Source organism: Streptomyces rishiriensis, from assembly GCF_030815485.1.
In the GTDB taxonomy this organism is placed as follows: domain Bacteria; phylum Actinomycetota; class Actinomycetes; order Streptomycetales; family Streptomycetaceae; genus Streptomyces; species Streptomyces rishiriensis_A.
Genome location: NZ_JAUSWV010000002.1, coordinates 1 through 22,321, shown reverse-complemented (window position 1 = coordinate 22,321; position 22,321 = coordinate 1). Strand labels below are relative to the sequence as shown.

Sequence of the window (22,321 nt, the reverse complement as noted above, 5' to 3'; positions counted from 1 at the left end):
GCCAGGGCGCCCGCGCTGCCTAGCACGGCCAAGGACTGCACGAGGCGCCTGCCCTTCCCCGCGCGGTCCGTTCGGTCCTGCTTGGTTGTTGCTCCGCGAATCTCCATGTGTGGGATCGGCTTCCTGCAGAGTCGGGACTGATCCCGGGGGCATAGATCCATACTGGCCCAAGGTCGTTTTTCGGGGCGAAGGGCGGATTCATGGCGGAGGAGCGCGTCGAGATCGTCATCGCGCCGGACGGCACCGTGGACATGAGCGTCCACGGTGTCGAGGGCATGCGGTGCGTGGAGGACACCGACGGTCTCGTCCAGTTGTTGGGCGGGGTGGTCGAGAGCCATGAGCTCACTGACGAGGCGTACCAGCAGGCGGAGGCTGATGAGCAGGACCGCTTGTGGCAGGGCTGAGCGGGCGGGGTACGAAGTGGCGCCTGCACGCGGTCGTTCCGCGCAGCGCCGCCAACGGTCCCGGCACCCGCTGCGTCATCTGGAGTCAGGGATGCGGCCTGGGATGTCCCGGCTGCTTCAACCCCGAGACTCATACGACCCGGGGTGAGGGTCTGGTCCGTACGGTCGGTGAGGTGGCCGATCAAGTGCTGGCCGACGCTGCCCGGTTGGAGGGTGTGACGCTGACCGGTGGTGAGCCGCTGGAGCAGCCTGCCGCGGTCGCCGCGTTCTGCGCCGAGGTGAAGGCGCGCAGCGGCCTCGGTGTCATCGTGCTGACGGGCTTCCACCGCGCCGAGATCGAAGGGGACCCGGCACGGTCGGCGGCCGTCGCCGATGCCGATCTGGTGATAGCGGGGCGTTACAACGCGCGGCTGCACCTCGCCCAGGGCCTGCGCGGTTCGTCGAACAAGGAGTACTGGGTACGCACCGGCCGCTACACGGCGGCCGACCTGTCGCGCGTACCCGAACTGGAGATCACCATCGCCGACGACGCGACGGTGACGTTTACCGGGATGCACGCGCCTGGGGGGGAATTCTGAATGGCCACCGTTCGCATTCACGACGAGATACGGCTGTACCTGCGTGCCCGGGTGGCGCTGATCGTGCTCGTCACGGTCGAGGAGCAGCGGGCGCTGGAGGTGCTCGACCAGGTGCGCCGCGACCGGGATCCCTCGTCCGACCTGATCAGCTGGGACATCGGCGACGGCCTGGCGTCCGCGCTGGGCCGGCAGCTGCCCAGCGCAAGCTCGCCGGTGGACGTTCTGGCCAAGATCCAGGAGTTGGCCGTCAAGGAGCCGGAGCGCCGTGATCTGTATGTGCTCAAGGACTTCCACGCCTTCTGGGACCGCGACCCGGTGGTCCGTCGGCGGCTGCGCAATCTCGCCCACAAACTCGTCTACACCGGCTCCTCGCTGATCGTGACCACGCCTGTGCGCGCCATCCCCGTGGAACTGGGTGATGACGCGGTGGTGGTGGAAATGCCGCTGCCCGAGGCCGACGCGCTGCGCCGCGACCTCGACCAGCTCATCGACAGCACCAAGGGCGTCAAGTCCACCCTCACCCCGGGCGGTCGCAGCCGTCTGGCCCAGGCCGCACTGGGCCTCACCGCCGCCCAGGCACGCCGGGCCTTCGCCAAGGCCATCGTGCGCGACGAGGTGTTGGACGACCGCGACATCGATGTGGTGGTCGACGAGAAGAAGGCCGTCATCCGGGAGAGCGAGGCACTGGAGTTCTACAGCGTAGAGGAGAGCCCCGACGACCTCGGCGGCCTCGACGTGCTCAAGGACTGGCTGCGGTTGCGCGAGCGTGCCTTCAGCGACGCGGCGCGTGAGTTCCGCCTCCCCGCGCCCAAGGGCATCGCGCTCATCGGCATCCCCGGCACCGGTAAGAGCCTCACCGCGAAGATGATCGGCGGTTTGTGGCGGCTTCCGCTGCTGCGCCTGGACGTCGGCGCGCTGTTCGGCTCGCTGGTGGGTGAGTCCGAGGAGCGGGTGCGCAGGGCCCTGCGGCTGGCGGAGACCGTGTCGCCGTGTGTGCTGTGGATCGACGAGCTGGACAAGGCGCTGGCGTCGGGCGGCCACGATGGCGGCACTTCGCAGCGGGTCTTCGGCACGGTGCTGACCTGGATGCAGGAGAAGACGGCCCCGGTGTTCGTGGTGGCCACGGCCAACGACGTCGGCGCGCTGCCGCCGGAGACCCTGCGGCGCGGCCGGTTCGACGAGGTGTTCTTCCTCGACCTGCCCACCCTGGAGGAACGCCGCGAGATCATCACCGTCCATCTGCGTAAACGCGGCCGCGCGCCGGAGAGCTTCGACGTACATCGACTCGCTCAGCTCTGCGACGGGTTCGTCGGCGCCGAACTGGAACAGGTCGTCGTGGACGCGATGTATGCCGCCTTCGCCGAGGAACGCGACATCACCACCGACGACATCGCCCGCGCCGTCGCCAGGACCGTCCCGCTCAGCAGGTCCCGGCGCGAGACCATCGAGGACCTGCGCGCCTGGCTGCGCGAGGGCAGAGCCCAGTCGGCGTCCTTCGCCGGGGCGGCACAGGCCGCCGCCCACCAGGTGCCGGTGCTGGAGGTGTGACGGGCGTGGGGCGGCTTACGGGGGAGGCCGCTCAGCGGCGGGCGGGCGCGCAGTACAGCGGCGACTCGACGGCTCCCCGGGGAATGGCTGAGCGGGAACGGCGGTGCCCCGACCCGGCCGAGGCCGGCGCCCCGAAACTGACTGCCGCTGCTCCGGCTGAGCCGGCCGACCGGGCCGGGCCGCCTGCCCGTACCGATCGGGCAGGACGCTCAGCACAGGCTCCGGGTCTCGTGCTCGGAGCGGATCGGATGGATTGGATGGAGCGGAACTGATGCGCATATGGACAGCCGTGCCGACGCTGCGGCTTCCCCTCCGGCCGGACTCCAGGTGGCGCCGCCGGGCCCTCGAAACGGTGCTGCTCGCGGCGGACTCCGGTGCGCCTGCTGCCCTGCGTGCCGTCGCCAGGGACATCGAGTCCCAGGGTGAGGAGGAGGTGTGGCGGGCCTGGCTGCGGCTGCCGGTGTCCGGCAGTCCTTCCCGGCGGTGGGCCTCTCCCCTCCTGGCGGAGTTGTCGCCGGGTTCGGGCGGGCCGGTGCCCGACGAGGTCGTCGAGGCGGCCTGGAGCGACTGGCTGAGCGAGCACCATGCCTCGCTGTGGTCTTTGCTTGAGCGGTGGAACCGGGCCGCGGCGGCCTCGGATTCCCGCAGCTCGCTGCTCAGCCGACTGGCGCTGGGCGACGAGAGCGTGGCCTTGGAGCCGCGCCTGTTCGTCGACACGGCCGCCCGCTTCGGGCACCCCATCGGCGAGCGGGCCCGCGCCCGGCTGCTCGATCTGCACGACACCGAGGCGGTCGACCTGTTCTGCGCGGCGGCCGTGGACGACCCCGAGGCGGTGCGGTTCTGCGTCACACACCATCTCGCCCCCTCCGATGAGGTGGAGCGCGCCGTGTTCTTCGTCCGCACGGAGCAATACGAGCAGTACCGGGCACTCGACCCGGACGGCGCGCTGCTGACGCTCGGCTACCGAGGTGCGCCGACCGAGGTGCGGTCGGCGCTGCGGGCCGCGATGACCGCGCTCGGTGACATCGATGTGCTGCGGGTGCTGGCCGGACGGGGCTCCCTGACCGATGACTTCGCCTCCCTCTCCGAACAGGAACGCGCTTACCTGATACGGCAGTTCGCGGGCCGGGAAGCGTGGGCGCAGCTGTGGCAGGTCACACTCCTGATGCCGTTGGCCGAAGCCGTGGAGACGGTTCGCGCGTTCGGCGACTGGCGGCCGTCCGGCGAAGACGAGCGTCAGGTGTTCGACGCGCTCAGGGCCGCGAACCCACGGACCGTACGCGAACACCTGGACGCTCTGACCACCGCGGATCCCTGGTGGGGGACACCGCCCACCCGGATCCTGAGAGACGACCTCGACGAACGGTTGATCAGCTTCGATGACCTCGATTTCTCCCCGGACGGCACACAACTCGCCTTCGTCGCCCTGGCCGACGGCTCCCGCGGGCCGGAGGTCCTGGGGAGCCCAGCCGCGGTGACGCGGGCATGCGCCGGGATCGTGGACCTCGGCAGCGGAACGCTTTCGCAGAGCTGCTTCTCTTTCGAACAGCCGGTGGACCGGGTCGCGCATCTCGGCGCAGACTCCATCGCCGTCGCGGAGCAAGGCTTCGACAGGCCCGTCGACCGCCCGCAGATCCACTGTGCCGACCGCAGTGGTGTACGGACGCTCGACTTCGCGACCGGCTCGTTTGCGGGCCTGGAACGCATCGCGGGGGAGCGGGCCTTCGTCGTGGCGACGGGTGACGACAAGTTCTTCACCTGCAGCTTCGACGGGCCCGTTGCCGAGCTCGACCTTCCCGACGGCATCTACTTCGACGAAATCGTGGTGGATCCCGACCGCCAGTTGATCGCCGTGGTCGACGCAGGGGACCTCATGGTCGTCCAGTTGGACGGCGCCGTGGCGAAGCGGCTCGTGAGCGACCTGGACAGCTGGAGGGAAAGCACGGTGCACGCCGCTCTGTCGCCTTCCGTCCTGGTCCGCTGCGCCGAGAACGGCGATCTGGACGTGTGGCGCGAACCCCTCACTTCGACCCTCACGCCGGCGACGAGGACCGTCTGGCCACTCGAGAAGCCGATCGGCCTCGTCTGGTCCTGCGCACTGAACCGGTTTCTGGCAGTCACCCAGTCGCACGTGGACCTCCTCGACGTGCCGCAGGATCCGGACAGCCCCCTGCCCGAGGAACTCGTGGCCGAGAGGATCCCCCTCGTCGGAGACCAGGAGGGCAGGTCCTTCGCGAGGCTGTCGCCGAAAGGCGACGTGCTGGCCGTGAGCACCTACCGCGACATCGACCTCTATGACCTGACCGCCCTGGCCCTGCGTCCACTCGTTTCCAGACCCATGAGTCTGATGACGCACCGGGACCTGGTCGCCATGGGCGTGGTGTCGAGGAACCCCGACCTCGACGCGGAGGCCCTCGGGACGCTGGGGCTGCTGCGGACCTGCCTGGAGCACCGGTTCCGCCACGACGTCGGGCTCGGCGACACGACGAGTACGGCAGCCGTCCCCGACACCGAGATCGAGCTGGGGTCGTGAGGGTGGCGCTGAGGGCACACGCCACCGGCGAGCACGAGGACCGGCAGCCTGACATCACACACCGGGGGACCTCATGACCACCCGCATAGGCATCGACTTCGGCACCGCCAACACCGTGGTCGCGGGCTGGGACCACGAGGCGGGCCGCGGCGTCCCCATCCCGCTGCCCGGGATCGACGTGCTGCGGGAGGCCGGCCCCGGGCCCACCCAGCGGGTCGTGCCCTCGCTCATCGCCTATGCCCAGGACGGCACCACACGCCGCCTCGGCGCCCAGGTCACCCCGGAGACGGACGAGGATCCCGCCTTCACGGTCTTCGCGTCCACCAAGAGCAACGTCTCCGGCCGTGCCTACGACGCGGGCCGCCCCGTCGGCGACGGCAAGGTCACCGGCCGGGAGGCCGCCACCCGGTTCCTCAGCGACGTCATGGCGCTGGCCGTGCTCGCCGTCGAGGACGACGACCTCGAGATCGTCGCGACCGCGCCCGTGGAGTCCTTCGACGGCTACCGCGACTGGCTGGTGCGGGAAGTGCGCGACGGTCTGCCCACGGCCCGGCTGCGGGTCGTCGACGAGGCCACCGCGGCGGCCGTCGGCTACAGCGCCCGCCTCAACCCCGGTGACGTCTTCACCGTGATCGACTTCGGGGCCGGCACCCTCGACGTCTCGGTCGTCCGCGTGCAGGAACCCGACGCGGCCGGCTCCGGCGCCGGTGTGCGTTCCATCGCCAAACGGGGCTTGGACCTCGGCGGCAACACCATCGACGCGCTCCTCGCCGAACACGCCGTCGGCCGGCTCTCGCTGCCGCTCGGGGACCAGATCGCCCGCAACCAGGTCTTCCGCCGCCTCCTGGCCTCCGCCGAACAGGCCAAGCGTGAACTGGCCGGCGCCGAACGGGCCGTGATCAGCGCCCGCGACGCCCGCACCGACTGCGTGCATCAGGTGACCGTCACGCGCGCCGAGTTCGACGCTCTGCTGCGCGAAAAGGGCGTGCTGCGCCGGGTGAACCAGGCACTGCGCGCCTGCCTCGACGATGCCGCCTCCCGCGGCTTCACCGCCGACGACATACGCAACGTCTTCCTCGTCGGCGGCAGTTGCCTGATCCCCGCCGTACAGGACCTGGTGCACCTGCATTTCGACCCCGACGTGGTGCGGATGGACCGGCCGTTGGAAGCGGTGGCGTCGGGAGCGGCGGGCATCGCGGGCGGCCGCGAGCTGTTCGACCACATCCAGCACGACTACGCCATCAGACACCTCGACCGCGACACCGGGGCCTACGAGTTCGAGACCCTGGTCGAGGCAGGCACCGCGTACCCCACCGAGGAGCCGGTCAAGACCCTCACCATCAGGGCGGTGCACGAGCGGCAATGGCGCCTCGGCCTCGCCATCTACGAACTCGCCCACGCCACCTACCGCGACGCGAGTGCCGAGCTGGAGATCGCCTACGACACCGCCGGCGGCGCCCGCGCCGTCGCCGTCACCGCGCAGGAGCGTCAGCAGCGAGCCATGCTGTGGCTCAACGAGGACAGCCCGACCTTCCTGGAAGCCGACCCTCCCGCCACGGGCGGCGAGGACCGCTTCCGTCTCGAGTTCCGCATCGACGGCCATAAACGCCTCACCGTCACCGCCTACGACCTGCACCGCCAGACGCTGGTACTGGACCGGCAACCGGTCGTTCGGCTGGCATGACGACCCGCTCCCGCCCCCCTGCCGCCGAGCCCCGAGGAGATCGCGATGTCCCACTTCACCCGAGTCCGCACGGCACTGCGCGACCCGGACCTGCTCGTCCAAGCCCTGGCCTCGACCGGCTTCACCACCGTCGAATGCCACGACACCCCGCAGACCCTCTACGGCTACCAGGGCGACGCCCGCCCGGACCGCGCCGAAGTGATCATCCGCCGGGCGCACATCGGCCGTCTCAGCAACGACATCGGCTTCCGCCGCCGCGACGACGGCACCTTCGAGGCCATCATCAGCGAGCACGACAGGTCCCGCTACGACCAGCCCTGGCTGACCGAGGTCACCCGCGCCTACGGCCACGCCGCGGCGTTGCGCTACGCCGAGGACAACGGCTACGAGGTGGACACCGATGTGGTCGAGGAGAACGGCAGCCGGCGGCTGGTACTGCGCCGCTACACCTGACGAAGGGGAGCTGACGAACTGCAGAGAGGTCTTCGCGAAGAGCGCTGAGACGACACGTCGCATACGGGGACGACAAGGACTCGTCGAGGAGTATCAAGCGCGCGTCCGGGCTCGGCCACCGGACTGCGCTCAACCCTCCAGGCTGGCGATCGCCTCGGCCAGCCACTTCTTCTCCTCGGTGCTGGTGGCGCGAGCGATGCGCAGCATGCCCTGCCGGAAAAGATCCGGCGCCTCCTCGGCCCGTACGGGCTCGCCACCGCGGTAGAAGAAGCTCGCTGGGATGTCGAGGAAGGTCTGCCGACGGCGCAGGACCGCGGCCTGCTCGGCATGGTCCGGGAGATGGCGCAGGAACGCGAGCAGGGTGAAGAAGCGCTGCCCATCGGTGATTTCGGCTTCCTTCGGGTGCCGCAACCGGGCCAGCAGTTCGGTGCGGCCCGCCTCGGTGAGGGACAGGATCCGGCGGGGCGCGGCAGCGCTTCCGGGCTCGGTGCGCTGCTCGACCAGACCCGCTTTCACCAGCCGGGAGATGGCCGGATAGAGCGCCCCGTCACTTACCGGGCGGATGTGGCCACTGAGCCCCTGGATACGGGCTTTCACCTCGTATCCGTGCTGGGGCTCCTCGAAGAGGAATCCCAGAATCGACAGCTCCAGCATGCATCGAGCTCCTTCCTGCGCATGGCAGCGCGCTTGCCTGTCCCGTCCTGTCATGCTATCTCTTTTCGCTGTACCTCGATTAGAGGTACAGCGAAAAGAGGGGTGCGGTCATGGGGGCAGCAGAACACCGACGCAGGCTGGTGTCGCTCGCGTATCCGGTCTACTTCGAGCTGCTCGCGGGGGTCACGGCCGGGATCATCAACATGGTCTGGGTGGCCCGGCTCGGCGCGGACGCCGTTGCCGCGGTGGCTGTCGCCACAAATGCTGAGAACCTGCTGCTCGGCGTCATCCTCGTCGCCGGCTCGGGCACGACCGTGCTCGTCGCACGAGCCAGAGGAGCGGGGGATTCGGCAGCGATGCGTTCCGCCGTGCGCGGCGGATGGGCCTTGTGGGCGCTCGTCACACCCTTGGTCGCCATCGGTGGATACCTGTGCCGCGAACCGCTCGCCCACCTCGTACTCGGCGGCAGCGGCGGCGACTCACTGCCCCTCACCACTGGCTATTTCTCGATCGCACTGCCAGGAATCGCGGTGTTCTTCGCCACCAACGTCGTCGATGGCATCCTCAAAGGTGCGGGCGATACCCGCACCCCGATGAAGCTCGCGATCCTCGCGAACGGTCTGATTCTCGGGCTGGATCCCTTGTTCATCCTGGGACTCGACCTCGGGGTGCGTGGGGCGGCGATCGCCACAGTGCTGGGCCGGGCGGTCGCGCTCATGTGCGGTTTCGTGGCGCTGCACCGTAACGGCGTGCTGCGACAGGCGGCCCAGGCGGCCCAGCACCGGGCCGGTTCGCTCAGCGCCGATGTGCGCAGGACGGCTGCGACCGGGTTTCCCATGTCGGCCGACTTCGTCGTACGGATGGCGGGGGCGCTCGCGCTCGTCGCCATCGTCGCCCGGATCGGCGTCAGCGAGGTCGCCGCGTACGGCATCGCGACGAAGGCGATGTACGTCGCGACCATGGCCTTCTACGCGATACGCCAGGCCGCCTCCATCCGCACCGCTCATCTGCTCGGTGCCGGACGCGATGAGAGGCGGGCCATCGGACGACAGGTGTTGCTCCTCGCCGCATCGCTCGGACTCACGGCCATGCTCACACTGCTCGCCGCCGGGCCGTTGATCATGCGGACCTTCGGCAGTGAGGGAGAGGTGGCCGAGACGGGGGCCCTGTATCTGCGCTGCCTGGGGCCGTACTTGGTGCTTCTGGCTGGCTTCATCGCGCTGGGCGGGGTGTTCGAGGGCAGCGGTGGCAGCCCGGCCCTCGCGCGGATCACGGTATGCGGCGTGGCGCTCCAACTCGCTCTTGCATACAGCCTGTCAGGTTCGGGGCTGCCCGGCATCTGCCTGGCCATGGCGCTGGCCATGGCAGTTCAGTGCGCGGCCATCGCCAGGATGTATCAGCGCACAACACGTACGACAGTCACCGGCTCCGACAGCAGTCGGCTGAAGGTCTCCCTGGCAGAGCCCGACAGCCCTTCACCCGACAATCGACTTGCCTGACGGAGTCGGGACGGACCTCAACTTTTGACGGCCCGCGCGATCCTCAAGGCGGCCTGGGCGGTTGGGCGGTGGGCTGGGAAGGGCGAGTTCCTGGCAGCCCCGGGGGCCATCAAGGTACCCGTCTCCGGCTCGGCGCTCACAACAGGACTGGTTCCACAGTGATGTGAGCCTGGCTCAGGTGGTGACAGCACTGCGGGACAGGGCGGTGCGCAGCGCGAAGGCGCCGAGCAGGCCGCCCGCCGTGAACCGTTGGGCGGTCATGGCACGGGGCCGGGCAGCCAGGAACCCTGACACCCGCGCTGCGCTCAGCATGATCAGAGCGTTCACGGAGATCCCCACGACGATCTGCACACCGCCGAGCTGGAGCAGTTGTCCCCAGGCCGGGCCTTGCTGCGGGTCCAAGAACTGGGGCAGCAGGGCGGCATACATAAGAGCGATCTTGGGGTTGAGCAGGTTGGTCAGCAGCCCCATGGAGAACAGGCGGGCATCGGAGACCGGAGGCAGGTTCTGGGATGGCGCGAAGGGCGAGCGGCCGCCGGGCTTGAGCATGTCCCACGCGAGGTAGGCCAGGTAGGCGGCCCCGGCAAGCTTGACCACCGTGAACGCCACCGGCACGGCGGCGAACAACGCAGACAGGCCCGCAGCCGCGGCCAGCAGGTAGCACACGAATCCCACGGCGGTCCCACTGAGGCTGACCAAGCCCGCCCTGCGGCCTTGGGTGATCGCGCGGGAGGCGAGGTGGATCATGTTCGGTCCCGGAGTCAGCGCCATGCCCAGTTCGACCAGGGCCACTCCTCCGACTGCGGTCAGAGTGATCACCGGTCAACCTCCAGGTCGTTCGTCGGTACCTGATACGGAATGGGGCACGCGGCTGCAACTGACGGGTGCGACGCATGACAGCACCTGCCTTGCCCGTTGCAGCATATGGCCTCGCCGCTCGGTATCTTCATGCGCCCCCATTCCCCGTTCCTGGCCCGTCGACGACATCGAGTGTGGGGCGTCAAGTCAGGTTGAACTGACGCTCCATGTCACCCGGTCAGTGACCACAAGCCCGCCCTCTTGACACGAGTTCCGCCTCCGAGGCTGGAGGAACCTGTGTCGCTGCGTTCCCGGGGCCACCCGCGGTGACTCGTCAGTCGCTGCTTGACCTTGCCACTGGCGGCAGGGTTGAACGATGACCGGCATGAACAGCACCGCACCGAAAATCAGCAGGATCGTCGCCGTCACCGGAGCCGGCACCGGGATCGGCCGGGCCACCGCCCGCGCCTTCGCCGCCGAGGGCGCCCGCGTGGTCGCGATCGGGCGGCGAGTCGAGCCGCTCAAGGAAACTGCTGCCGGGAACGACCGGATCACACCGCTGACCGCCGACATCACCGCCAAGGGCGAGCCCGATCGGATTCTCCAGGTCGTGCTGGGGACACACGGTCGGCTGGACGTGCTGGTCAACAACGCCGGCATCGTGCGCGGCGGCGCCCTCGGCACGCTGACACCGGAGATGATCGAGACTCAGCTCGCCACCAACCTCGTCGCCCCCACCCTGCTGGCTCAGGCCGCGCTGCCGCTCCTGGAGGCGTCGGGCGGGGTGATCGTCAATGTCAGTACGTCCGTGGGGCAGCGGGCCTGGCCGGGCAACTCGGTCTATGCGGCGACCAAGACCGCTCTGGAGCTGCTGACCCGCAGTTGGGCGGTCGAGCTGGCACCCCGCGGGGTCCGGGTGGTGGCAGTCGCCCCCGGCGCGATCGCCACCCCCATCGGCAAGCACCAGGGCCTGACGCCGGAGCGGATGGCAGCGGTGCGGGAGTGGCAGCTCGCGCACACCCCGCTGGCCCGGATCGGCCGCCCCGAGGAGGTGGCCTGGGCGATCACCCAACTTGCCGCCCCGGCTGCATCGTTCGTCACCGGAGTCGTACTCCCGGTCGACGGCGGAGCGGTCGTCGCGTGATAGGAGTGGCCTGGGAGGTGGGACGGGTGCGAATCGGTGAGCTGGCCAGGGCGACTGGGACGACCGCCCGTGCGCTGCGGCACTACGAGCAGGCGGGACTGATCTCTTCCGAACGGGCCCCCAACGGCTACCGCGTCTATGACGAACGGACCGTGGTGCGAGTCCGCAACATCCGCCACCTGCTGGCCGTTGGACTCAACCTGGACGACGTGCGGGTGTTCCTGCCGTGTCTGGACAGAGATGTGGCTGCGGCACCGCCATCCGACACGGGCCTGCGGGTCGCCCTGGAACGGCTGGCGGTCCTCAACCAACGGATCGCCGCCCAGACCGAGGTCCGCGACCGGCTGGAAGCCGCGTTGCGACGGGCAACCGGTGTGTGAATCCGCCCCGTAGCCTGACCGCCCGCCTCGCCGCGCAAGTCGGAGGAACCCGGCATCGCCGCACCCAATGACCGGCTGACGGAGCGTCTGATGATCGTATGGTGTCAGGCCGCCGGTTCGGCGGTCGCCGCGTGCTCGGCGTCGTGGGCGGCGAGCAGGGAAGCGTGGGTGGGGGCGTCGGGCACGTCGGCCGGCCGGTTCCTGGCGAACTCCTCGCGCAGTACCGGCACGACCTCCTGCCCCAGCATCTCGATCTGCTCCAGCGCGGTCTCCAGCGGGACTCCGCCGCCGTCCACGATGAACAGCTGGCGCTGGTAGTCGCCTGCGTACTCGCGGAAGCTGAGCGTCTTCTCGATGACCTGCTCGGGGGTGCCGACGGTCAGCGGGGTCTGCTCCATGTACTCCTCCATGGATATCCCGCCGCCCATCACCGGTGAGTTGTCGAAGTGCGGGCGGAACTCGCGGACGGCGTCCTGGGAGTTGCGGCGCATGTAGACGTGGCCGCCGAGGCCGACGACGGCCTCCTCGGGCGTGCCGTGACCGTAGTGCGCGTACCGCTCCCGGTACAGGTCGATCATCTTCTTGGTGTGTTCCTTGGGCCAGAAGATGTTGTTGTGGAAGAAGCCGTCGCCGTAGTAGGCGGCCTGCTCGGCGATCTCCGGGGAGCGGATGGAACCGTGCCAGACGAACGGCGGTACGTCGTCCAGGGGCCGCGGCGTGGAGGTGAAGCCCTGGAGGGGAGTGCGAAACTTCCCCTCCCAGTCGACGACGTCCTCGCGCCACAGCCGGCGCAGCAGGGCGTAGTTCTCGACGGCGAGGTTGATGCCCTCGCGGATGTCCTTGCCGAACCACGGATAGACCGGGCCGGTGTTGCCGCGGCCCATCATCAGGTCGACCCGGCCGTCGGCCAGGTGCTGAAGCATCGCGTAGTCCTCGGCGATCTTGACCGGGTCGTTGGTGGTGATCAGCGTGGTGGACGTGGAGAGGATGATCCGTTCGGTACGCGCGGCGATCCATCCCAGCATCGTGGTCGGCGATGACGGCACGAACGGCCGGTTGTGGTGCTCGCCGGTGGCGAAGACGTCCAGTCCGACCTCTTCGGCCTTCTGCGCGATGGTGACCATCGCCTTGATCCGCTCATGCTCCGTCGGGGTGCGGCCCGTGGCCGGGTCAGCGGCCACATCGCCGACGGTGAAGATGCCGAACTGCATCGTCCTCAGCCTTTCATTAGTTGATACGTCAACTGTACTCTCGTGGCGCGCCCTGCGCACCTCTGTTCCGATCTCGCGGGCCCGGCCGACCGCCCTCCTGCATGGTCCGCTGCTCCAGGTGCTCGAGAACTCGTCTCGCGAAGCCGGTGAGCACCTTGAGGTCCTGGGGCTGGGGGCCGACGAACAGACGGCGCACAGCCTCGACATGGCAGGGCCCGGCCGCCGCGCTCATCTCCCGCCCTTCGGGGATGATGACCCCGGATGTGCCGCGTCCGTCCTCAGGGCATCCCTCACGAACGACCGGCCTTCGCTTCACCCTGCGGGAAACCTGGTGCGACATCCGACTCTTCTCCCAGCCCACACTCGCGGGGCCAGAGCCGCGGAGCGCGTACGGCCGCCGGGCGCGTCCGCGAGGTGGACGAGCGCGGCGTAGTCGGCGACGGACAGGCCGGAGTACCGGAGTACCGGAGTACTGAGGACGGGTTCATGTGATGCCTGCCGCCACAGCTTCCGTGCAGAGGCGAAGGAGGTCAGGGGCGCGGGGGATTCCCCCGCGGCATGATGACGGCGTTCGGCAGGGCCGGCGCGGGAAGGCGGCGCCCCGGATAGCCCTCGACGACGCCGAAGCGGTCGGAGGACGCCTCCCAGTCCTCTCGGGCCCGGACGATGTCCTCGTGGCTGCGGCCGACGAAGTTCCACCACATGACGATCTCCTCCTCGAATGGAGGGCCTCCGAGCAGGATCGTCCGCGCCGGACGGTCCGAGTCGTTGACCACCGTCAGGGTGTCGGCACCGCAGGGCACGTAGCCGAGTTCGGCCGGGTGCAGACCGGTGTCGATCAGGCGGACCTCCCCGCTGTCCACGAGAAGGCCGTGCTCGAAGGCGGGGTCCACGGAGAGAGTGACCGTCGCGCGCGGTTCGAGGGTGATCTCGGCACCGAGCAGGGGTGTGAAGGTCCGCACCGGAGAGGTGCTTTGGGCGAGCGAGCCGAGGAAGACCCTGATCTCGGCCCCGTCGACCCGCACGGTTTCCGGGACGTGGCGCTGGAAGTCCCGGTCGGCGTTCCGGTGCTGCCCGGGCAGCGCCACCCACAGCTGGACGCCGTGGAGGACCGTGGTGTCCGGGGCGGAGATCTCCGAGTGGGCGATGCCGTAACCACCGGTCATGAGGTTCATCTCGCCGGGCCGGATCAGGGCGCGGGTGCCGAGCGTGTCCTCGTGCTCGATCTCCCCCTCGAACAGCCAGCTCACCGTCTGCAAACCGGTGTGCGGGTGCGGGGCGACATCCATGCCGCCCGTCTCGGTGGCGTCGGTGGGGCCGTAGTGGTCGGCGAAGCACCAGGCTCCGATCAGCGTCCGGGCCCGCTGTGGCAGGGTCCGCCGCACATGCATCGCCCGCGGGCCACCCAGCGGCACCTCCCGCGCCGACAGCACGTCCACCCGGGGCGCTGCGTCCGGTCGGCCGTCGTCGACCGGTGCTCCGCACCGCAGTACGGCAGGTTCGCTTTCCACGTTGCTCACCGGGACCGCCTCTCACATCTCCTAGTTGTCATATCAACTATCCTGCCATGACGACAGGCCGGTGGCCACCCCACCTACTGGCGGCGGGCACCCGAGCCACCCCGAAGGAGACCCGAAATGAGCAGTCGTACCCCCGGAGCCGCACGACGGAGGAACTTCGTCGACAAGCAGAGCCCCAAGGCCTTCCGCGCCCTGGTGCAGACCTCGGAGGCGGTCCGTGCGACCGCCGCCGACGCGGGGCTCGACCGCACCACCGTGGAACTCATCAACCTCCGTGTGTCCCAGATGAACGGCTGCGCCTACTGCCTCGACCTGCACACCAGGTCCGCCCTGCGTGCCGGCGAGTCGGCACGGCGACTGGGAGTTCTGACAGCCTGGCGGGACACCGACATGTTCAGCGACTCGGAGCGCGCGGCGCTCGCCCTGGCCGAGGTGACGACCGATCCGACGAACGCCGACGCACAGGCGTCCGCCTACGAGGCCGCCCGGCAGCTCCTCACCGATGAACAGATCTCCGCCGCGATCTGGGTGGCGATCGCCATCAATGCGTTCAACCGGGTGTCGATCATGAGTAAGCATCCGGTGCCGCCGCTCTCCAAGCGGTAGGGCCCAAGGCCGCAGTCGGGCAGACCCGCCGTGCGCCGCGATCATAAGAGGCCGGCGATAGCCCGATGACCACGAATCACCTACATCGCCCGAGCCGACGATCACGGCGCCCCCGGTACCCGGGCAACGCAAGGGCGGTCGCCATTCTCATCCCGGCTGCTTGGCCACCACGACGGCGCCCGTAATGGCCATATGACCCCACGCCCGGGCCGGCGCCGACCGCCACACCTCGGGCCAGCACTGCCTCAGAACCCACACTGCTCGGTGCACCTGTGCCACCACTCGCCGCCCGGGCCGCCCCTTCCGATCAGGACTTGTCCTCGTCCAACTTGCCCACTACACGAGCAGAGATGTCCGCCAGCACCCGCAGCTCTGCCGGCGTGACGTGGTCGAGGAACAGGGCGCGCACCGCCTCGACATGAAGCGGAGCGGCGGCCTCGATCGCCTCCCGCCCCGCATCCGTGATCACCACGAACGCCCCGCGCCCGTCCTCTGGGCACTCCTGCCGCGTCACCAGCCCGCGCTTGGCCATGCGGGCTATGTGATGGGACATCCGGCTCTTCTCCCATTCCAACGACTGGGCGAGATCCAGAAACCGCTGACGCCCCTCTGGCACATCCGTCAGTTCGACCAGCACCGCAAAGTCCGCAGTCGACATATTCGACTCCGTCTGCAACTGGCGTCCCAAACGGCCCCCGAGTCTCTCGTGCAACCGGACAAAGCCACGCCACGCGTGCTGCTCCTCCGGCGTCAACCACCGCGCCGTCTCTTCCATGAAGGCAAGTGTAAAGGTAGTTGACGAATCACTGAGTGGGCTCGTTCAGTCAAGCGGCGGTGACACCGCACCTGGGTCTCTCTCCGACGCCCCCGCCATGGCTACGTCGGAACGCCATAGCCACCTCGGCAAGTGCCGCAGCATCCCGACCGAAGAAAGACCGGCGCCATTGTCGGTGACGATCACGATCCGGACGACCTCGCCACCGTTGCACGCCTTGTCAAAGCCGTCGGCTTCGGCCCCGTCGCGACATGGGCCCCCCACCAAAAGGACAGGCCTCGAGCGGGCACCCAGTCATTCGGCTTTGCACGTCAGCGCCGTCCAGCCGACCGGGCGTGCGCCCTGACCGTGAACCCCTCGTCCCGTCTCGTGGGCCGATCGTCCGGACAGCAGCTGTTGATATGTCATCTAACCTCGGATACGTTAGGTGATGCATCAACTATCGCGGCGTGGATCCCGGCACGGATCCGCACAACCCGGAACTCAAAGGAATCACAATGAACGTCACCTTGTGGGCTGTCGCGGCCCTACTCGCTCTGGTCTTCCTCGCCGCTGGCGCTGCCAAGCTCGCCCAGCCCAAGGACAAGCTCCTCGCATCCCCGTCCATGGGCTGGGCCGAGGACTTCTCGCCCGGTGTGATCAAGACGATCGGTCTCCTGGAGGTTCTCGCCGCGCTCGGGCTGATCCTGCCTGCGGCGGTGGACATCGCCCCGACCCTGGTCCCGCTGGCCGCGTCCGGCCTGGCACTGACCATGTTCGGCGCCGCGATCACTCACAGTCGGCGCGGTGAGCTCCAGTCGGTCGTCGTGAACGTGGTTCTGCTCGCCCTGGCCGTCTTCGTGGCCTGGGGCCGCTTCGGCCCGCACTCCTTCTGACGGCGACAGCAAGAGGGGAACACACACATGCCCGCCGGCACCCTCTACCGGCCCGTCCGCCGCCTGACCACTGCGCAGCACGGCTTGGAGGGCGAGGGCTTCCCGGTGCGCCGCGCCTTCGCCGGGGTGCCGTTGCCCGAGCTCGATCCGTTCGTGCACATGGACCACATAGGCATGGTCGAGCAGGCGCCGGGCGAGGCCCGGGGCACCCCGTGGCATCCGCACCGCGGCTTCGAGACCGTCACCTACCTCATCGACGGCGCCCTGGAGCACCAGGACTCCAACGGCGGTGGCGGTCAGATCGAAGACGGCGACACCCAGTGGATGACCGCGGGCGCCGGCGTCCTGCACATCGAGAAGCCGCCGGAGCACCTGGTCACCAGCGGCGGGGTGTTCCACGGTGTGCAACTGTGGGTCAACCTGCCCCGTGCCAAGAAGATGAGCCGGCCGCGCTACCAGGACATCCGCGGCAAGCACGCCGGACTGCTCACCACCCCCGACGGCGGCGCGCTGATCCGTGTGATCGCAGGGGACATCGCCGGTCACACCGGCCCGGGCATCACCCACACCCCGATCACCGTCGCCCACCTCACCGTCGAGCCCGGCGCCCAGGTCGACCTGCCCTGGGACCCGGCCTACAACGCGATGGTCTACGCCCTGGCGGGCCACGGAACGGTCGGTGTCGAAGCCCGCCCGATCCGGGAGGGCCAACTCGCCGCCTTCGGCGCGGGTGACGCACTGCGCCTGACCGCCGACCGGTCCCAGGAGTCCCGCTCTCCCAAGCTGGAGCTCTTCGTGCTGGGCGGCCTTCCCCTCCGCGAACCCGTCGTCCAGTACGGCCCGTTCGTGATGAACACCCGCGAAGAAGTCCAGCAGGCCTTCGAGGACTACCAGGCGGGCCGCCTCGGAGTCATCCCCGCCGCGCACCTCCCTCACATGCCCTGAACGGCCATCAGAAGCTGTTGTTCTCTGGGCATGATCGGGTGACTTCCGTAGGAAAGACGGGCCGCCACTGTCGGACGGCCGTAACGCCGACCGCAACCAGAGGCGGCAGCACCGGTTCGGCCGGTGCTGCCGCCCTTCTGGCATGTCGACCGATGCTCTGCCGGGCCGTACTCCGTCCTAGGTCGGGATGAGCCGGGCCGCGACCGACGCGAGGGTGGTGTACGCGTCACGGCGCAGGCGGCCTGCACCCCCGCAACAAGGCAGAGTGGCGGAGACGTAAATCGAGCAACGGCAACGGCGCCGCTCAGCTGAGCTCACCGCTGGAGGCGATCCCGCCGGCGCGGGGCACGCGCGGCCGGACCCGTCGTCGCCCCACCGGGGTCATTCTCGGCGTCGTCGTCGATGGTGAGGAAGCCGACCCGGACCTCGGTCGGGATCGGGATCGTGGTGAAGACCGGCGGGGGCCCTGGGCGACCGCGGCTACGACCGTGACAAGTACCGCCGTACGGTCCGGAATCTCGGCGTGCAACCACTGATCGCTCGCCGGGCAGCGAGCACGGTTACGGACCTGGCAGCCAACGCGGGGTAGACGAGCGCGCGTGCACTCACCTGCACTCGTTCCGCGCCTACGAATCCGCTGGGAGATACACGAAGGCATCCACGAAGCATTCCTCACCCTCGGAAGTGCACTGCTCTGTCGACGGCATATGAACTTAGCTGTAGCCCTCTAGTTTTTCTTCTGCAGAGTGCGGGTGACACCCGCGATGACGGCGGTCGTCAGCACCCAGCCAGAAGCGATCAACAGGTAGGCGAGCCCCTGGATGCTGTCGTTCGACCACCACCAGGCCGTGCGTTGTCCCAGGCCACCGACGGGCAACAAGAGGTCGAGTGTGTAGACAAGGGGCTGGGACTTGGCACCTTCGTCGAGTTGGACCGGGTTGGCGGAGCGAGCGCCGAACGACAGGGCGCCCAGCAAGGTCAGCGCGAGGAGCGACAGCGCCGGCCCATAGCCAACGGCCACGTCGAGCAGGCCCCCCACACCCGCGCGGCGAGGGCAGAGTTCGACGCCGATGGCGCTGTCTCGTCAGCAGTACCCGACGGGCGTCGTCGTCGTGGTCGGCGTTCCGGTACCAGCTCGCCAACTGTTCATAGGGCTGGGGGCTGCAGCCCAGTCTGCGTCGTATCCACGCCACGCGGTGGACCACGGAGCCCCGGCGCCCCACTGCCTCCCGCTGCTCGCCTGCCTCGTCCGTTGCGATGGAGCCGTAGACGAAGCGTCCAGCTCCACGACGTCCGGCTAACTATGCCGACTGTCGTGAAGGTAGGACACCTCGCGCCCCGCAGTCCACGGTGCCGGGCGGTGGCCGGGCGAGGGTCGAGTCGGCGGTCTGCGGTTGTTGTGGGGTGTGGCGGGTGCTGGTCGGTTGGCTGGGGGGTTGGGGTCGAGGGTTGGCTGGGGGTTTGGTGGGTGTTTGGTGGGTTTGGGTGGGGTGGGGTTGTGGGGCTCTTGCGGAGAACGGGGTAACCGGTATATTTCTGGTCGTTCGTGTGGGTGTCCGGGGTGTGGGTGGGTCAACTCGCTTGAGGGGGGAGGGAGTTGTTCCGCTAGCTGGTTTGTTGTGGGCGGCTGTGGTTGCGGGTGGGCTGGGGTCGTTTGTTCGGTTTGTCCGTGTGGTTGTCGAGTGGGGGCCGGAATGTCGGGTGTGGCGGGTAGAGCGGTGACGGGTGCGGGTGTGGCGGGGGCCGCGGTGACGGGTGCCGGTGGTGCGGGTGTGGCGGGGGCCGCGGTGACGGGTGGTGCGGGTGGTGTGGGGGCGGCGGTGGGTGTGGGTGGTGGTGGGGGTGTGTCGGGTGTGGTGGAGGCGGATGTGGTGGTGGTGGGGGGTGGGCCGGTGGGGCTGGTGGTGGCGTGTGAGTTGGCGGGGTGGGGGGTGCGGGTGGTGGTGGTGGAGTCGGAGGTGGTGGTGTCGGGGCGGCCGAGGGCGACGACGGTGCATGCGCGTGCGGTGCAGTGTCTGGTGCGTCGTGGTCATCTGGGTGGGCTGGTGGGTGTGGGGGGTGGTGGTTCTTCCGGCGCGGGTGGTGGTTCTGGCCGGTCGGGTGGTGCGGGCCCGGGTGGTGGTGTGTGGGGCGGTGGTGCGGGCTGGGGCCGTGCCGCTGAGTCGGTTGAGTCGGGCGGTGGGGTTGAGTCGGTTGGGTCGGGTGGTGGGGTTGAGTGGGTGGGTGCTGGCGGGGTGGGGGGTTGTGGTTCGTGTGGTGGGGGTTGTGGTGGTGGGTGGGGTGGTGGTTCTGGGCCGGCGGGTGGTGTGGATGCGGGTTGTGTCGTGGGTGGGGTGCGTGGCAGTGAGGTGAGTGGTGCGTCTGGTCCGGGTTCCGGTTCCGGCTTGGGTGCGGGTGGTGGTTCGGGTGGTGTGGGTGGTGGTCCGGGTCCGGGTGGTGTGGGTGGTGTGGGTGGTGTGGGTGGTGGTGTGGGGTTTCATTTTGGGGGGATTGGGGGGTTGGTTGTTTCGGTGCCTGTGTTGGAGCCGGTGGCGGTGTGGAAGTGTGAGCAGGAGGTGTTGGAGGGTCACTTGGAGGGGCGGGCGCGGGGGTTGGGGGTGCGGGTGTTGCGGGGGTGTCAGGTGGTGGGGGTGCGGCAGTGGCGGGGTGGGGTGGTGGTGACGGCGCGGGGTGTCAGGGGGTCGGTGGTGTGTCGGGGGTTGTTTGTGGTGGGGGCGGACGGGGCGCGCAGTGTGGTGCGGGAGCAGGGGGGTTTCGGGTCGCGGGTGTTCGGGGCGTCGGTGTCGGCGTTGGCGGGTGATGTGCGGTGGGGGGCCGGTGGGGGTCTGGAGGCGGGGTGGCATCGCACGGAGCGGGGGTGGGTGGTGGTGAAGGAGGTGGCGGGGGGCAGGGTGCGGTTGCGGACGGTGAATCTGGCGGGGGCGCATCCGCGGTGGCGGGTGGAGCCGACGCTGGAGGAGTTGCGGCGGGAGGTGTCGTGGATCGCGGGGCGGGAGATCGCGATGGGGGAGCCGTTGTGGCTGAGCCGGTTCAGTGATTTTTCGCGGGTGGTGTCGTCGTACCGGCGGGGGCGGATGTTTGTGGCGGGGGATGCGGCGCATGTGCATTTCCCGATCGGGGGGCAGGGGTTGAGTACGGGGTTGCTGGATGCGGTGGATCTGGGGTGGAAGCTGGCGTTCGCGGTGCGGGGGTGGGCGGGTGCGGGGCTGCTGGACAGTTATGACCTGGAGCGGCGGCCGGCTGCGCAGCGGGTGATCGCTCATACGCGGGCTCAGGTGGCGCTGATGCGGCCGGGTCCTGAGCTGGAGCCGCTGCGGGTGTTGTTCGGTGAGTTGCTGGCGGGGGGCGGGGAGGCGGGGGTGCTGGCGTCGATGGTGAGTGGGCAGGACACGGTGCTGCCGGTGCGGGGGCGGCGTGGGGTGGGGTGGGAGGGCAGGTTTTTGCCGAATGTGGCGCTGGTGACCGGTGAGGGGTCCACGGATGTGATCGCGTTGCTGGGCGGGGGCGGGCCGTTGCTGCTGCTGTTCGGTGAGCGGGGTGCGGGCGGCGGGTTCGAGGAGCAGGTGCGGGGGTGGGCGGGGCTGGTGCGGGTGGTGCGTTGCGAGGAGGTGGCGGGGCTGGAGTGTGCGGCGCTGCTGGTGCGGCCGGACGGTTATGTCGCCTGGGCGTCCGGCGGGGAGGGCCCGGCCGGTGTGCTGGAGGAGTATTTCGGTGCGCCGGCCAACGCGGGAGAGGCGGCGGCCAACGCGGGGGAGGCGGCGGCCAACGCGGGGGAGGCGGCGGCCAACGCGGGGGAGGCGGCGGCCAACGCGGGGGAGGCGCCGGAGGCGGCGGGGGAGGCGCCGGAGGCGGCGGGGGAGGCGCCGGCCATGGCGGGGGAGGCGCCGGCCATGGCGGCCAAGTCGGGGGTGGTGCCGGGGGTGGGGGAGGTGCCGGCGGGTGTGGCCGGCTGACGGGGTCCGGCTGGTCGGCGGGGCCGGGGGTGTGCAGTGACCAGGCGGCGGGGTGGGGCGGGGTGCCGGGGCGGCCGTCCGCCGTCTCTGCCGGGATCCTCGCCGCCGTACCGCAGGACCTGCCAGGATTTGCCGGCCCGCCGCCGTGCCCGGTACCGCTGTCGTCGCCGCCGGGCCCGGTCCGGTGCGCTCGCCGCGGGCCTGCCGGTCCGCCGCCGCGCCCGGTACGACCGGTACCGCTACCCGCTGCCGTGCCCGGTACCGCCACCGCTACTGCGCCGGGTACGAGTGCCGCCACTGCCGTCACTGCTGCCGCGCCCGCGTACCGCTGTCGCTGCCGGACCTGCGTACTCGGCCTGCCGGACCGCTGCCGCGCCCGGTACCGCCTCCGCTGCTTCGCCGGGTGCCAGTGCCGCCACCGCTACCGTTGCCGCCCGCTGCCGCCGCCGGGCCTGCCGGATCGCTGGGGTGCCGGGTACGACGAGTGCCGCTACCCGCCGCCGTGGCGGGTGCCAGTGCCGCCGGATCGCCGCCGCGCCCGGTACGACCGCTACCCGCTGCCGCGCCGGTATCAGTGCCGTCACCGCTGTCGCCGCCGCGCCCGGTACGAGTAACGCTCCGCGCTACCCGCGCCCGGTACTGCGCCGGGTGCCACCGTCACCGCTGCCGCCGGCGGGCCTGCCGGACGGCCGCTGCGCCCGGTACGGCCGCTGCCGCTGAGCGTGGCGTTCTCCGCCTCGTACGTGGCCGACCAGGTGCTG

At 69.8% G+C, this 22,321-nt stretch carries 20 protein-coding genes; 13 read left to right on the top strand and 7 right to left on the bottom strand.

What is annotated here, in order from left to right:
* Positions 1-200 precede the first annotated feature (200 nt).
* The 6 genes from QF030_RS02385 (at position 201) to QF030_RS02360 (ending at position 7,200) form a co-directional block, all read left to right on the top strand.
* Positions 201-404 carry a DUF2997 domain-containing protein gene (locus QF030_RS02385; protein ID WP_307160977.1) on the top strand — a complete coding sequence of 68 codons (204 nt, stop codon included), beginning with the start codon at positions 201-203 and terminating at the stop codon, positions 402-404.
* Positions 392-982, top strand: a complete 591-nt coding sequence (locus QF030_RS02380) for a 4Fe-4S single cluster domain-containing protein (protein ID WP_307160976.1) — start codon at positions 392-394, stop codon at positions 980-982. Before QF030_RS02385 ends, QF030_RS02380 begins: the two co-directional genes overlap by 13 nt.
* The gene (locus QF030_RS02375) at positions 983-2,530 is read left to right on the top strand and encodes an AAA family ATPase (protein WP_307160975.1); all 1,548 of its coding nucleotides are present in this window, start codon (positions 983-985) and stop codon (positions 2,528-2,530) included. It abuts the gene before it with no gap.
* 271 nt (positions 2,531-2,801) lie between these two features.
* Positions 2,802-5,063 (top strand): hypothetical protein, encoded by a 2,262-nt coding sequence (locus tag QF030_RS02370; RefSeq protein ID WP_307160974.1) that lies wholly within the window; start codon positions 2,802-2,804, stop codon positions 5,061-5,063.
* Positions 5,064-5,136: 73 nt separating this feature from the next.
* Complete coding sequence (locus QF030_RS02365) at positions 5,137-6,747, top strand: Hsp70 family protein (RefSeq protein ID WP_307160973.1); 1,611 nt, start codon at positions 5,137-5,139, stop codon at positions 6,745-6,747.
* A gap of 45 nt (positions 6,748-6,792) precedes the next feature.
* Complete coding sequence (locus QF030_RS02360) at positions 6,793-7,200, top strand: DUF1257 domain-containing protein (RefSeq protein ID WP_307160972.1); 408 nt, start codon at positions 6,793-6,795, stop codon at positions 7,198-7,200.
* A 129-nt stretch (positions 7,201-7,329) separates the two neighbouring features.
* Here the strand turns inward: QF030_RS02360 and QF030_RS02355 are convergent, their stop codons facing one another.
* A complete protein-coding gene (locus QF030_RS02355) occupies positions 7,330-7,854 on the bottom strand; it encodes a PadR family transcriptional regulator (protein ID WP_307160971.1) in 525 nt (174 codons plus the stop codon).
* A gap of 110 nt (positions 7,855-7,964) precedes the next feature.
* On the opposite strand from QF030_RS02355, the gene QF030_RS02350 reads away from it, so the two are divergent.
* Complete coding sequence (locus QF030_RS02350; protein ID WP_307160970.1) at positions 7,965-9,353, top strand: MATE family efflux transporter; 1,389 nt, start codon at positions 7,965-7,967, stop codon at positions 9,351-9,353.
* Between the two features lie 174 nt (positions 9,354-9,527).
* Here the strand turns inward: QF030_RS02350 and QF030_RS02345 are convergent, their stop codons facing one another.
* A complete protein-coding gene (locus QF030_RS02345; RefSeq protein ID WP_307160969.1) occupies positions 9,528-10,172 on the bottom strand; it encodes a LysE family translocator in 645 nt (214 codons plus the stop codon).
* Between the two features lie 355 nt (positions 10,173-10,527).
* Between QF030_RS02345 and QF030_RS02340 the strand changes: the two genes are divergently transcribed.
* Both QF030_RS02340 and QF030_RS02335 read left to right on the top strand, forming a co-directional pair.
* Positions 10,528-11,295 carry an SDR family NAD(P)-dependent oxidoreductase gene (locus QF030_RS02340; RefSeq protein WP_307160968.1) on the top strand — a complete coding sequence of 256 codons (768 nt, stop codon included), beginning with the start codon at positions 10,528-10,530 and terminating at the stop codon, positions 11,293-11,295.
* Between the two features lie 26 nt (positions 11,296-11,321).
* Positions 11,322-11,675, top strand: coding sequence for a MerR family transcriptional regulator (locus QF030_RS02335; RefSeq protein ID WP_307167443.1), 354 nt, complete (start codon positions 11,322-11,324; stop codon positions 11,673-11,675).
* A gap of 104 nt (positions 11,676-11,779) precedes the next feature.
* Here QF030_RS02335 and QF030_RS02330 read toward each other — a convergent pair whose 3' ends face one another.
* Both QF030_RS02330 and QF030_RS02325 read right to left on the bottom strand, forming a co-directional pair.
* Positions 11,780-12,886: an LLM class flavin-dependent oxidoreductase gene (locus tag QF030_RS02330; protein WP_307160967.1), complete on the bottom strand. Its 1,107-nt coding sequence runs from the start codon at positions 12,884-12,886 to the stop codon at positions 11,780-11,782.
* 530 nt (positions 12,887-13,416) lie between these two features.
* Positions 13,417-14,406, bottom strand: coding sequence for a pirin family protein (locus QF030_RS02325; RefSeq protein WP_307160966.1), 990 nt, complete (start codon positions 14,404-14,406; stop codon positions 13,417-13,419).
* 117 nt (positions 14,407-14,523) lie between these two features.
* Between QF030_RS02325 and QF030_RS02320 the strand changes: the two genes are divergently transcribed.
* Entirely contained in the window at positions 14,524-15,012 is a 489-nt protein-coding gene (locus tag QF030_RS02320) for a carboxymuconolactone decarboxylase family protein (protein ID WP_307160965.1), read from the top strand.
* 307 nt (positions 15,013-15,319) lie between these two features.
* On the opposite strand, the gene QF030_RS02315 is transcribed toward QF030_RS02320, so the two are convergent.
* Positions 15,320-15,787, bottom strand: a complete 468-nt coding sequence (locus QF030_RS02315; RefSeq protein WP_307160964.1) for a MarR family winged helix-turn-helix transcriptional regulator — start codon at positions 15,785-15,787, stop codon at positions 15,320-15,322.
* A gap of 497 nt (positions 15,788-16,284) precedes the next feature.
* Here QF030_RS02315 and QF030_RS02310 point away from each other — a divergent pair, with 497 nt between their 5' ends.
* Complete coding sequence (locus tag QF030_RS02310) at positions 16,285-16,662, top strand: DoxX family protein (protein ID WP_307160963.1); 378 nt, start codon at positions 16,285-16,287, stop codon at positions 16,660-16,662.
* A 27-nt stretch (positions 16,663-16,689) separates the two neighbouring features.
* Positions 16,690-17,607: a pirin family protein gene (locus QF030_RS02305; RefSeq protein ID WP_307160962.1), complete on the top strand. Its 918-nt coding sequence runs from the start codon at positions 16,690-16,692 to the stop codon at positions 17,605-17,607.
* 727 nt (positions 17,608-18,334) lie between these two features.
* On the opposite strand, the gene QF030_RS02300 is transcribed toward QF030_RS02305, so the two are convergent.
* On the bottom strand, positions 18,335-18,628 hold the full coding sequence (locus QF030_RS02300; protein WP_307160961.1) for a hypothetical protein: 294 nt from the start codon (positions 18,626-18,628) through the stop codon (positions 18,335-18,337).
* Between the two features lie 673 nt (positions 18,629-19,301).
* Here QF030_RS02300 and QF030_RS02295 point away from each other — a divergent pair.
* Complete coding sequence (locus QF030_RS02295) at positions 19,302-21,560, top strand: FAD-dependent monooxygenase (protein WP_307160960.1); 2,259 nt, start codon at positions 19,302-19,304, stop codon at positions 21,558-21,560.
* Positions 21,561-22,140: 580 nt separating this feature from the next.
* Here QF030_RS02295 and QF030_RS02290 read toward each other — a convergent pair.
* A partial coding sequence (locus tag QF030_RS02290; RefSeq protein ID WP_307160959.1) for a hypothetical protein occupies positions 22,141-22,321 on the bottom strand: 181 nt, incomplete at its 5' end.